The 10,823-nt window shown below is 75.5% G+C and carries 11 protein-coding genes and 1 pseudogene; 6 read left to right on the top strand and 6 right to left on the bottom strand.

Annotation, left to right across the window (positions count from 1 at the left end; all coding sequences use genetic code 11):
* Positions 1 to 1,364 (bottom strand): annotated as a pseudogene (locus tag G3I53_RS24505) (helix-turn-helix transcriptional regulator); the annotation flags it as partial.
* 175 nt (positions 1,365 to 1,539) lie between these two features.
* On the opposite strand from G3I53_RS24505, the gene mmuM reads away from it, so the two are divergent.
* Positions 1,540 to 2,454 (top strand): homocysteine S-methyltransferase, encoded by a 915-nt coding sequence (gene mmuM, locus G3I53_RS24500; RefSeq protein ID WP_164333538.1) that lies wholly within the window; start codon positions 1,540 to 1,542, stop codon positions 2,452 to 2,454.
* Between the two features lie 20 nt (positions 2,455 to 2,474).
* Here the strand turns inward: mmuM and G3I53_RS24495 are convergent, their stop codons facing one another.
* Positions 2,475 to 3,395: a hypothetical protein gene (locus G3I53_RS24495; RefSeq protein WP_164333539.1), complete on the bottom strand. Its 921-nt coding sequence runs from the start codon at positions 3,393 to 3,395 to the stop codon at positions 2,475 to 2,477.
* A 138-nt stretch (positions 3,396 to 3,533) separates the two neighbouring features.
* Between G3I53_RS24495 and G3I53_RS24490 the strand changes: the two genes are divergently transcribed.
* Positions 3,534 to 4,097 (top strand): dihydrofolate reductase family protein, encoded by a 564-nt coding sequence (locus tag G3I53_RS24490; RefSeq protein WP_164333540.1) that lies wholly within the window; start codon positions 3,534 to 3,536, stop codon positions 4,095 to 4,097.
* 20 nt (positions 4,098 to 4,117) lie between these two features.
* Here the strand turns inward: G3I53_RS24490 and G3I53_RS24485 are convergent, their stop codons facing one another.
* On the bottom strand, positions 4,118 to 5,167 hold the full coding sequence (locus G3I53_RS24485; RefSeq protein WP_164333541.1) for a zinc-binding dehydrogenase: 1,050 nt from the start codon (positions 5,165 to 5,167) through the stop codon (positions 4,118 to 4,120).
* Between the two features lie 72 nt (positions 5,168 to 5,239).
* Between G3I53_RS24485 and G3I53_RS24480 the strand changes: the two genes are divergently transcribed.
* Both G3I53_RS24480 and G3I53_RS24475 read left to right on the top strand, forming a co-directional pair.
* The gene (locus G3I53_RS24480) at positions 5,240 to 5,827 is read left to right on the top strand and encodes a TetR/AcrR family transcriptional regulator (protein WP_164333542.1); all 588 of its coding nucleotides are present in this window, start codon (positions 5,240 to 5,242) and stop codon (positions 5,825 to 5,827) included.
* A gap of 92 nt (positions 5,828 to 5,919) precedes the next feature.
* On the top strand, positions 5,920 to 6,696 hold the full coding sequence (locus G3I53_RS24475; protein WP_164333543.1) for a class I SAM-dependent methyltransferase: 777 nt from the start codon (positions 5,920 to 5,922) through the stop codon (positions 6,694 to 6,696).
* A 34-nt stretch (positions 6,697 to 6,730) separates the two neighbouring features.
* On the opposite strand, the gene G3I53_RS24470 is transcribed toward G3I53_RS24475, so the two are convergent.
* Both G3I53_RS24470 and G3I53_RS24465 read right to left on the bottom strand, forming a co-directional pair.
* The gene (locus G3I53_RS24470) at positions 6,731 to 8,287 is read right to left on the bottom strand and encodes a carboxylesterase family protein (RefSeq protein ID WP_164438769.1); all 1,557 of its coding nucleotides are present in this window, start codon (positions 8,285 to 8,287) and stop codon (positions 6,731 to 6,733) included.
* 255 nt (positions 8,288 to 8,542) lie between these two features.
* Positions 8,543 to 9,421: an alpha/beta hydrolase gene (locus tag G3I53_RS24465; protein ID WP_164333093.1), complete on the bottom strand. Its 879-nt coding sequence runs from the start codon at positions 9,419 to 9,421 to the stop codon at positions 8,543 to 8,545.
* A gap of 109 nt (positions 9,422 to 9,530) precedes the next feature.
* Here G3I53_RS24465 and G3I53_RS24460 point away from each other — a divergent pair, with 109 nt between their 5' ends.
* Both G3I53_RS24460 and G3I53_RS24455 read left to right on the top strand, forming a co-directional pair.
* Positions 9,531 to 10,040, top strand: coding sequence for a CGNR zinc finger domain-containing protein (locus G3I53_RS24460; RefSeq protein ID WP_164333094.1), 510 nt, complete (start codon positions 9,531 to 9,533; stop codon positions 10,038 to 10,040).
* 79 nt (positions 10,041 to 10,119) lie between these two features.
* On the top strand, positions 10,120 to 10,530 hold the full coding sequence (locus G3I53_RS24455; protein WP_164333092.1) for a VOC family protein: 411 nt from the start codon (positions 10,120 to 10,122) through the stop codon (positions 10,528 to 10,530).
* 17 nt (positions 10,531 to 10,547) lie between these two features.
* On the opposite strand, the gene G3I53_RS24450 is transcribed toward G3I53_RS24455, so the two are convergent.
* On the bottom strand, positions 10,548 to 10,823 hold a 276-nt coding region (locus G3I53_RS24450; protein ID WP_164438768.1), incomplete at its 5' end, for a helix-turn-helix domain-containing protein.

The following is a 10,823-nucleotide window of genomic DNA, read 5'->3' as shown; positions in this document are numbered from 1 at the left end:
GCCCGGCGCAGCCGGGTCAGGCCGCCGTCCAGGTCACCGCGCGCCAGGTCGCGGGCGGCACCGACGAGGTGTACGGCCGGCGTCGTGCCCCCGGGTCCCGTCCGGGCGAAGAGGCCGGCCGTGTCGTCGGCGTGCGGGCCGGTGAAGAGGCGGCCGATGGCGAGGTCGTCGACCAGGACGGCCGCGGTGAAGTCCTGGTCGCCGGCGGCCGCCGCGTGGGCGAGCGCCTCGGTGAGGCCGCCGGAGCCCCGCAGCCACCGGGCCGCCCGGCGGTGCAGCTCCGGCTCCATGCCGGGGTACCGCATCCGCAGGTGGGCACGGAGGATCTCCGCGAACAGCGGGTGCAGCCGGTACTGCCCGTGCCCGAGGTGCTCCACGAAGGCGTTGGCACGGCTCAGCCCGGCCAGCACGGCCTCCGCGTCACCGCGCAGGGTCAGCGCGTTCACGAGACCGGCGGAGAACCGGTCGAGCACGCTGATCCGCAGCAGCAGGTCCTGCGTGGCGGGCGGCTGCCGCTTGAGGACCTCGGCCAGCAGGAAGTCGGCGATGGTGGTGCGGTCGGCCTCGAACTCCCGCAGCTGGATGCGGGGATCGGCGCTCTGCGCGGCCGCCATCGCCGCCAGCCGCAGCCCGGCCGCCCACCCCTCGGTGCGGGCGACGAGCGCGCGCACGTCGGCGGCGGGCAGGCGCAGCCCGTGGCAGGCGAGCAGGGCGGCCGCCTCGGACGGCGTGAACGCCAGCTCCGCGCCCCGGATCTCCGTCAACTCGCCCGCCGCCCGGTACCGGTGCAGCGGCAGCAGCGGCTCGGTGCGGGTGACGAGGATCAGCCGCAGGCCGGGCCCGGCGTGGTGCAGGACGAACTCCAGCTGGGCGTGGATCTCCGGGTCGGTGACCCGGTCGAACTCGTCGAGGACCAGGGTCACGGGCCGTTCCCGCGCGCTCAGTGCGGCGGCGAGCCGGGCGGGCAGGGCGGGGTCGACGCCGGGTGCGCGGGCGGGGACCGCGAGGTCGTCGGGCGGACCGGCGCCGGAGGTGCGCAGCGCCTCCAGCAGGTAGGCCCAGAACACGACGGGTCCCTGGCCGGCCGTGTCGGTGGTGAGCCAGGCGACGTCCGTCCCGCCGGACCGCCCCGCCCCGCTGCCGGCCCAGTCCGCCACCAGCAGCGTCTTCCCCGCCCCGGCCGCCCCGTTGACCATGGTCAGGGGTGTCCGCAGGGCCTGGTCGAGATGCTCGGTCAGCCGGCGCCGCCGCAGGAACGTCCGCGGTCTCGCGGGCACGACGAACCGGGTCCGAAGAAATGGACCACCGTGCGGGTCGGCCGGATGCACCGCCGGACGCGCCCCGTCTCCGCCGAACCCGCTCATGGCGTTCACCGCCACTGGTCGTCAGCTCGTCGAGCAGCCTGGGTCGTGCTCACCCCAGCATCCCAGCCCCCGGCCGGTGGCGCGCGCCGTGCCGTCCCGGCCCGGTGGAGGGACGGCGCGAAGGGCCCCGGCCGCTGGTGGGCGGTGCCGCGGCCGTCCGGCTACCGTCGACGGTATGCCCACGCCCGCCCTTTCCCTCACCGATGCCCTCGCGAGCGGCACGGTCGTCGTCGACGGCGGCATGTCCAACCAGCTCGCGGCGGCCGGCCACGACCTCAGCGACTCCCTGTGGTCGGCGCGGCTGCTCGCCGACGATCCCGAGGCGGTCGCCGACGCCCATCTCGCCTACTTCGAGGCGGGCGCCGACGTGGCGATCACCGCGAGCTACCAGGCCACCTTCGAGGGCTTCGCCCGGCAGGGCATCGACCACCGCCGGGCGGCCGGGCTGCTCGCCCTGAGCGTGGAGGCGGCACGCGACGCGACCCTGCGCGCCCGCACCGCCCGCCCCCTGTACGTGGCCGCCTCGGTCGGCCCCTACGGCGCGATGCTCGCCGACGGCTCCGAGTACCGGGGCCGCTACGGCCTGAGCGTGGCCGAGCTGGAGCGCTTCCACCGGCCCCGCATGGAGATCCTGGCCGCCGCCCGCCCCGACGTGCTGGCCCTGGAGACGGTCCCCGACACCGACGAGGCGGAGGCCCTCCTGGGCGTGCTGCGGGACCTGGACGTGCCGGCCTGGCTGTCCTACTCCGTGGCCGGCGACCGCACCCGCGCGGGTCAGCGGCTGGAGGACGCCTTCGCCCTGGCCGCGGACGCCGACGGGGTGATCGCCGTCGGCGTCAACTGCTGCGCGCCCGAGGACGCCGACCACGCCGTCGAGGTCGCCGCCCGGGTCAGCGGCAAGCCCGTCGTCGTCTACCCCAACAGCGGCGAGACCTGGGACGCCACCGCCCGCGCGTGGACCGGCACCCCGACCTTCACCGCCGACCGGGTCACCGGCTGGCGCGAGTCGGGCGCCCGCCTGATCGGCGGCTGCTGCCGGGTGGGCCCGGACACCATCGCGGCGGTCGCGGCGGCGGTGGGGCGGGGGTGACGGGTCGCCTCCGGCGCGGGTCAGCCGCGGTGCAGGACGTACCGCTCCCCCGAGTCCGGGTCGCCGATCCAGTAGAACAGGCTGGGCCGTTCCTCGGTGCCGCCGATCTCGTACGTCCTGCCCAGGCAGTCGTCGCCGCCGAGTTCGAGCCGCGGCCCGCCCTGCGTCCCTTCCTCCCTCGTCCAGGTGCCGGAGCCGCTGCACCGCGCCTCGCCGCCCAGGTCGTCGGCCACCGTGGTGCCGTCCGCCCGGAGGGTCAGCGTGCCGCCGCGGTCGTCGTTCCAGGTGCCGACGAGCTGGGTCTCGGTGAGCCGCGGCGGCTCGTACTCCTGGATCAGTCCCGTCGCGTAGGCCACCAGGCCGCCGACGAAGACCAGCACCGACAGGGCCGCTCCGACGGCGCCCACCAGCGCGACCGTAACGAACCGGGCAGCGGTGCGGCGCCGCACGGTCGCGGCGCGCGCGCACAGCGCGGCGGAGGTCAGTCCGGCGAGCACCCCGAGGGGGATGTACGCGAGCAGGGCAGGGTCGGCGTCGGTCAGCGCCCCCACCACTGCGGCGCCCACGGCGGTCAGCACGGCGAGCGCCCCGCAGACGGCCAGGCACCACAACGGTGTCTCCGCCCGGCCCGCCCTGCGGGCCGACCAGCGCGACAGCTGCACGACCGGCAGCACCACCGCCGCCGAGACGATCATTCCCGCCAGGGCCAGCAGCAGCGCGGTCACCACGGCCATCACGGCCAGCCCGATGAAGGCGATGAAGTCGGTGCCGTAATAGTTCTCTTCGCGCAGGGACGCCAGCATGGCGACCACCAGCGCCAGCCCGCCCTCCGCCGCCAGCGCCACGGCCCCCGTCAGCCATGCGGCCGTCCAGCCGGCTCCCCCCACCCGGTGGTTCTCACCGGAACCCGTGTCGTGCCGCGGCATGGTCAAATGCGTCATTACGGCTCCCCCTCGATCCGTCGGATGTCATCATCCACCCGCCCTCACCGGCCGCAGCGGGCGGGGTCCGCGCGTCGCGATGAGTTCCGGCGCCCCCGGCGGTCGTAAGGTCGACCCCGGGACCGAGGAGGATCTCCGATGCGCAGCGTGACCTACTCCATGAACGTTTCCCTGGACGGCTGCATCGCCGGGCCGGACGGCGGCTTCGACTGGTCCGCGCCCGACGACGACGTCTTCCGCTTCTGGATCGACGACATCCGGGGGGTCGGCGTCCACCTGCTGGGACGGCGGCTGTACGAGACGATGCTGTACTGGGAGACCGCCGCCGAGGACCCGTCGCTGGACGCCGATCAGCGCGAGTGGATCTCGCTGTGGAACCCGCTGCCGAAGGTGGTGTTCTCCACCACGCTCTCCGACGTGCGGGGGAACGCCCGCCTGGCGTCCGGCACCGTCGCCGAGGAGATCGAGCGGCTGCGGGCCGAACCGGGCGAGGGCGACATCGCGATCGGCGGCGCGACCCTCGCCACCGCGGCCGCCGAGGCGGGGCTGATCGACGAGTACCGGGTGATGGTGTACCCGGTGCTGGTCGGCGGTGGGCTCCCGTTCTTCCCCCGGGACGAGCGCCGGGTGGATCTGGAGCTGGTCGAGACCCGCACCTTCAACGAGAAGTTCGTGTACCTGCGGTACCGCACGGTGCGCTGACCGGCCCGCCGGCACCCCGGTCAGGGGTGCAGGACGATCTTTCCGACATGGCGCCGGCGGGCGAGTTCCTCCTGGGCCCGGGCGGCCTCGGCCAGCGGGAACGCGGCGGCGACGACCGGCCGGACGGCGCCTCGGCGGGCCAGCTCCATCAGCAGTCCGAAGTGGGCGGGCGTGTGCATCGCGGAGCCGATCAGCTGCGCGTTGTGCAGGTAGAGGCGACGCACGTCGAAGCGCACCCCGTAGCCGCCGAGCGCCCCGGCGACGACCCACCGGCCGCCCTCGCGCAGCCACGGCAGGCCCGTGCTCAGCAGGTCCCCGGCGACGACGTCGAGCACCACGTCGATCCCCTGCGGGGCGGCGGCGTCCAGCTGTTCGCCGAGGTCCCGGGCCCGGTCGACGACGGCGTGGGCGCCCGCCTCGCGTACGGCGTCCGCCTTCGGGGCGCTGCTGAGGGCGACGACGTGCGCCCCGCGCGCCCGCGCGAGCTGTACCAGGGCGATGCCCACGCCCCCGGACGCACCGGTGACGAGGACGGTCTCGCCCTCCTGAAGGCGGCCCCGTTCGATCATGCCCAGGGCCGTGCCGTAGGCGGTGGGCAGCGTGGCCAGCCGGTCGTCGGTGAGCGGTGACTCCGTCTGGTCGTGGACGCGTCGGCGGGGCACGGTGACGTACTGCGCGTAGCCGCCGTCGCGTTCGCTGCCCATCAGGCCCACGGGGTGGGCGTCGGGTCCCTCGCCGTCGTAGACCGCCGGGTCGACGACCACGCGGCGGCCGATGATGTCCTCGTCCACGGCGGCGCCGACGGCCACGACCCGGCCGGCCACGTCGGCGCCCTGGATGCGGGGAAAGCCGACGGGCCCGCGCCAGCCCGACCGCGCCGCCGGATCGTCCGGGCGGCCGTAGGCGCCCTCCCGGGTCCACAGATCGGTGTTGTTGAGCGCCGCCGCGCCCACCCTGACCAGCACCTCGTCCGGTTCCGGGGCGGGCACGGGGACGTCCGCGAGCTCCAGGACCTCCGGCCCGCCGTGCTCCGTGATCCGCACGGCCCGCATGGTGTCCGTCGCTGTCATGGTCCGGCCTCCTCACACGTATACTGATCTGTATACTCCGCCAGAGTACACCGATCGGTGAAGGGATGCGCGATGGACGGGCAACAGCAGCTGACACCGGCCGGCCGGCGCATCGTGGCGGCCGCCGAGGAGCTGTTCTACGAGCGCGGGATCACCGCGGTCGGCGTGGACCTGATCGCCGAGCGCTCGGGGGTGACCAAGCGGACGCTGTACAACCGGTTCGGCTCGAAGGACCACCTGGTGGCGGCCTGCCTCACCGAACGCGACCGGCGCTGGCGCTCGCTCGTCCGGGACACGGTGGACGCCTGCGACGACCCCGTCGACGCGGTGGCCGCGCCCTTCGAGGCCCTGCGGATCTGGGCCGCCGCCCACACCCGCGGGTGCGCCTTCATCAACGCGCTGGCCGAGCTTCCCGACCCGTCGCACCCCGCGCACCGCGTCGCCGCCGGCCAGAAACTCTGGCTGCGCGGCCTGTTCGAGGACCTCGCCGCCCGAGCGGGCTGCACCGGGCCCTCCGCCCTCGCCACCCGGCTCCTGGTGCTGCACGAGGGCGCTCTGACCACGCAGCCCCTGCCGCCGCCCCTGCCGGCCGACGCCCTCAAGGAGAGCACCGAGCTGGCGAAGGCCCTGATCCGGGCCGACGCGGGGGCCCGACCGTAGCGGCAACGAGGCCGAACCGGCCCGGGGGCGGGACGCGCCCCCCGGGGAAATCCGGTGTCGCCGGCGGCCGGGCCCTCCCTACTGTTCGGCCCATGGACGACACCGGCGCGCCGCCCCGCCTGACCCGGCTCACCTTCCACGGCCCCCTGTCCGAGGAGCGGGCCGCCCGGATGATCGACCGGCTGTGTGCCCGGGCCGCGCCGGCCGGACCGGGGTCCGTGCTGGACATCGGCTGCGGCTGGGGGGAGTTCATGCTCCGCCTCCTCGACGCGGCTCCGCAGGCGACCGGGGTGGGGATCGACGTCGACGGGGAGGCCCTGGCCCGGGGGCGGGCCGCCGCCGAGGCCCGCGGGCTGTCCGGACGCGTGACGTTCGTGCAGGAGTCCGCCGTCGGCACCGCCCGCGGCCCCGCCGACGTCGTCCTCTGTCTCGGCGCCGCCCACGCCCTCAGCGACGCCCGGCCGCCGGAGCATCTCACCGCCGCGCTCGACGCCCTCCGGCGCCTGGTCACCCCGGGCGGCTGTGTGGTGCTCGGCGAAGGGTTCTGGCAACGACCTCCCACCTCCGGCGAGTTGGCGGCCATGTGGCCCGGGGCGGACCCGGCGGAGTTCCACAGTCTCGCCGGTCTCGTCGACCTGGCCGTCGCGGCGGGCTTCCGGCCGGTCCGGACCGAGACCGCGAGCAGCGGCGAATGGGAGGACTTCGAGTCCGCCTACCAGGCCGACGCCGAGGAATGGCTCGCCGCGCACCCCGGTCACCCCCTGGCGCAGGAGACCCGCGACCGCGTGGACCGGCACCGCTCCATGTGGCTGCGGGGCTACCGCGACGTCATGGGCCTGGCCTACCTCACCCTCGTGCCCGTGGCCTGAGGGCCGCCCGCCGGCTCCGGGCGACGCCGCCCGGTCAGGTGCGTCGGAGCGCGCCCATCCGCCGCAGGCGGCGCACCACCCGGCGCAGTTCCGGAGGGTCGGCCGCTGCTGCGGGCGCGGGTTCCCCGGCGGGGGCGGCCCACAGGGCGAGTTCGCGGTCGCGGGGCCCGAGGAGGGTGTGCGGGGCGCCGTCGCCGAAGACGTGGACGGGGTGGTCAGCGGTCCAGCGCGGCCAGCCGGGGGTGCCGTCGGTGACGAAGCGCACCCAGGCGCCGTGCATCGCGTCGGCGAGATCCTCGGGGGTGTCGTCGCCGGCCAGCCTGCGGGCCTCGGGCCGGTCACCGGTGTGGAAGACGAACCCCAGCTCCAGCGCGTGGCAGGCGCCCATGCCGGGACGGTTGGACGGCCAGGCGAACTCGTAGACGTACGAGGGGTCCGTGCGGCCGTCGGCCAGGCGGTGCAGGGGCACGCGGAGCAGGTGGTCGGTGACCATCTGGCCGACGATCTCGGCGGTACCGGCGTCCGGGAGGAGTCCGCGGTAGCCCCGGGGCAACTCGCTGCCGCAGCGGCAGCGGGCCATGGCGCCCGCGAGGGCGACGGCGCCGAGGCGGTCGACGCGTTCCGTCAGGCCGCCGGGGACCAGCCACAGCCGGTACTCGTCGCGCGTCCAGCCCATGAGGAGGTCGACGCCGGGGGCCGCGCCGCCGGTGGTGAGCGCGTCGAGGGGGTCGTGCGGGACGAGGTCGCCGTCGACGACGACGCCGAAGGCGGGGCCGCCGAGGACCGGGCTGCTGAGGCGGCCCACCTCGGCCTGGACGCGCAGCAGCCGGTCCCTTTCGACGGCGGCGAACGCCTCCGCCGTGGCGGGCACCTTCAGACGCCCCGCCATGCGGCGGACCATGCGCCGGACCTTGTCCCGGTCGGACGCCTCGGGCGGCCCGCTCTGCAGGACGGCGCGCCGCACCAGCCCCTGCGTCCCGGGTGCGGCGAGGAGCGCGCCGGTACTGATCGCCCCGGCGGACTGTCCCGCGAGGGTGATGCGGGACGGGTCGCCGCCGAACGCCGTGATCGCCTCGTGGACCCAGCGCAGGGCGGCGAACTGGTCACGCAGGCCGGGGTTGGCGGGGGCGTCGGGGAAGAGTCCGTACCCCTCCACTCCCAGGCGGTAGTTGACGGACACGCACACCACACCGTGGCGGGCGAAGGCGTGGCCGTCGTACACGGGCACGGCGGAGGAGCCCCGGGTCAGGGCGCCCCCGTGCAGCCACACCAGCACGGGGAGGCGGGCCCGCGGGGACGGGTCGGGCGTCCACACGTTGAGGTTGAGACAGCCGTCGCCCGCCACGAACGGGTCGGAGAGGTACTGCGCGAACGCCTCGGAGTACGGCGGCTTCGGCGCCGTCGGCCCGAACGCCCCGGCGTCGCGCACCCCGTCCCACGGCTCGGGCGGAACGGGCGGCCGGAACCGGCGCGGGCCGAACGGGGGTGCCGCGTACGGGATGCCCCGGTACACGGCGACGCCGCGCTCCCACCTGCCGCGGACGGCACCGTGGGGCGTGGCGGTCACGGGGTGCGCCTGGTCTGCCGTCATCTGCCACCAGCCCTTCACCGCGCCGCGCTCACGCGCGCCGCTGAACCCACCGGTAACACAGGAGCGCTCTCCCCGCACGCGGTATTCCGTCCCCGCCGGGAGGCCCGGGGCGGTGCGCGCGCCACGGTGCACGGCAGCGGGCAGGTGTCCGGGGAGCGGGCCCGCTCCGGGATGCGGGCCCGCGACGGGCAGGTGTCCGGCCGGGGCACCGGGAGGGGCGGTGCCGTCCCGCGGCCCGCCCGTCCCCCGGCCGGCTCAGGCCGGTGACGCGATGGCGGTCGTGAGGAAGCCGCGCATATGGCCGGCCACGGTGTCCAGGTGGCTCTCCAGCAGGAAGTGGCCGCCCCCGCGGACCAGGCGGATCTCCGCGTCCGGGAGGTCCCGCGCGAAGGCGCGCGCCCCGTCCGGGCCGAAGATCTCGTCCCCGGCGCCCCAGACCGCGAGGAGCGGGACCCGGTGCTCCCGGAAGTAGGCGTGCACCCGGGGGTAGAGCGGCCGGTTGCCGGCGTAGTCGCGGAACAGGGCCAGTTGGGCGAGGTCGTTGCCCGGGCGGTTGACGTCCCGGTGGTCGGCGGTCCAGGTGTCGGGGTCGACGAGTTCGGGCCGGTCCACACCGTGCAGGTACTGCCACCGGATGGCGTCCAGCGAGAGGGCGGCCCGGACGGCGGGCTCGGTGGCGGGGCCCGGGTCGTCGGCGTACGCCCAGACCGGCTTCCAGAAGTCCGGTACGAAGCCGTCCTCGTAGGCGTTGCCGTTCTGGCTGATCACCGCCGTGATCGCCTGCGGGGCGCGCAGGGCGAGCCGCCAGCCGATGGGGGCGCCGTAGTCCTGGACGTAGATCGCGTAGCGGGTGACGCCGAGCTGCGCCAGGAGGGCCTCGGTGATGTCCGTGAGGGAGTCGAAGGTGTACGTGAACTCGTGCACGGCCGGGGTGTCGGAGCGGCCGAAGCCGAGGTGGTCGGGCGCGATGACGTGGAAGCGGTCGGCGAGGGCGGGGATGAGGTGGCGGAACATGCGCGAGCTGGTGGGGAAGCCGTGCAGCAGGACGAGCGTGGGGGCTTCCCGGGGCCCCGCCTCGCGGTAGAAGACGCGGTGCCCCCGCACGGTGGCGTACTGGTGGCGGATCTCAGCCATGACTAACCCCTTAGATGGGTTTTGGTGGTTACCTCGCTGTCCAGTAGACCCTCGGTGGAGTAACCTGTCAAACGCGTTGATGGAGTTAGTCGGAAAGGTGGCGGGTGGCGTGCTGGACGAGCGGGCGCTGCTGGAGGCGCTGAACAGCACCCCGGTGCTCGACGGCCGGCCCCAGGACCTGTGGAGCGACGACCACGACGTGGACCGGTGGGCCCGGGACCACGGCCGGGAGGTCGCCGGCGACGCGGAACGGCGGTGGCTGCGCACCGCCCGGGACGCGCTGCGGGCGGTGGAGTCGGGCACCTCGGACGGGGGCGGTCTGCGCCGGGTCCTCGCCGGGGTCCGCAAGGTGCCGCAGGCCGGCTCCTCGGGCGTCGCGTGGGAACTGGAGGTGCCCGACGGGCGCGGGCTCGCCGTGGAGCTGGTCCTCACCTGGGCGGACGTCAAGGAGCGCCTGCCCGGCCGGCTGCGGCCCTGCGGCAACCCGGAGTGCCGTCTGTTCCTGCTGGACCGCAGTCGCGCCAACACCGCGCGCTGGTGCTCCATGAAGACCTGCGGGAACCGGCTCAAGGCCCGCCGGCACCAGGCGCGGGTCCGGCAGACCTCGCGGCCCGAGTAGCCCGGCGGTCACGGCGGCCGGGCGAGCAGGTCCGATTTCTTCAAGACCGGGTCCCTCCCCCGTCCCTACGGTGGGGCCCATGAGTGCACGTTTCGATGCCATCGGACTGGTCGTCTCGGACATGGCGGCCTCGGTCGCCTTCTACCGCCGGCTCGGCTTCGCGTTCCCCGAAGGGGCCGCGGAGCAGGGGCACGCGGAGGCGGAACTCCCGGGCGGCCTGCGGTTGTTGCTGGACACCGAGGAGGTGGTCCGCTCGTTCCACCCCGGCTACGAGGCACCCGCCCGGGGCGGCCGGGCCTCGCTGGCGCTGCGGTGCGACGGCCCGGGCGAGGTCGACGCGCTGTACGGGGAACTGGTCGCCGAGGGCCACCACGGCGAACTGAAGCCGTGGGACGCCGTGTGGGGTCAGCGGTACGCCGTGGTGCAGGACCCGGACGGCAACGGGATCGACCTGTTCGCCCCGCTGGAGGGCGGCGGCACCCCCGAGTAGGGCGCCCGGCGCGGCTGCTATCCGCCGCCCCCGCGCAGCAGCTCGCGCAGCGGCAGACCCGCCAACGCCCGTACCTCGCGCGACAGGTGGGCCTGGTCGGCGTAGCCGGTGCGGGCGGCCGTCTCCGCCGGCGGGGTGCCGGCGCGGGCCAGGGCCAGGGCCCGGCGCATCCGCAGGATGCGGGCGAGCATCTTCGGTCCGTAGCCGAAGGCCACGAGGGACCGGCGGTGCAACTGGCGGGCCCCGATGCCGAGTTCGTCGGCCGTCGCGCCGACCGGGCGGCCCGCGTCGAG

The sequence above is a fragment of the Streptomyces sp. SID14436 genome, from assembly GCF_010548465.1.
In the GTDB taxonomy this organism is placed as follows: Bacteria; Actinomycetota; Actinomycetes; order Streptomycetales; family Streptomycetaceae; genus Streptomyces.
Note: the sequence above shows the minus strand (reverse complement) of the source record. Positions and strands in the feature narration are given on the sequence as shown.

What these genes read in the sequence shown, in the direction of transcription:
- mmuM (WP_164333538.1), top strand. Translation starts at nt 1,540, where the DNA reads ATGCCCACGCCCGCCCTTTCCCTCACCGATGCCCTCGCGAGCGGCACG.
- G3I53_RS24495 (WP_164333539.1), bottom strand. Translation starts at nt 3,395, where the DNA reads ATGACGCATTTGACCATGCCGCGGCACGACACGGGTTCCGGTGAGAAC.
- G3I53_RS24490 (WP_164333540.1), top strand. Translation starts at nt 3,534, where the DNA reads ATGCGCAGCGTGACCTACTCCATGAACGTTTCCCTGGACGGCTGCATC.
- G3I53_RS24485 (WP_164333541.1), bottom strand. Translation starts at nt 5,167, where the DNA reads ATGACAGCGACGGACACCATGCGGGCCGTGCGGATCACGGAGCACGGC.
- G3I53_RS24480 (WP_164333542.1), top strand. Translation starts at nt 5,240, where the DNA reads ATGGACGGGCAACAGCAGCTGACACCGGCCGGCCGGCGCATCGTGGCG.
- G3I53_RS24475 (WP_164333543.1), top strand. Translation starts at nt 5,920, where the DNA reads ATGGACGACACCGGCGCGCCGCCCCGCCTGACCCGGCTCACCTTCCAC.
- G3I53_RS24470 (WP_164438769.1), bottom strand. Translation starts at nt 8,287, where the DNA reads ATGACGGCAGACCAGGCGCACCCCGTGACCGCCACGCCCCACGGTGCC.
- G3I53_RS24465 (WP_164333093.1), bottom strand. Translation starts at nt 9,421, where the DNA reads ATGGCTGAGATCCGCCACCAGTACGCCACCGTGCGGGGGCACCGCGTC.
- G3I53_RS24455 (WP_164333092.1), top strand. Translation starts at nt 10,120, where the DNA reads ATGAGTGCACGTTTCGATGCCATCGGACTGGTCGTCTCGGACATGGCG.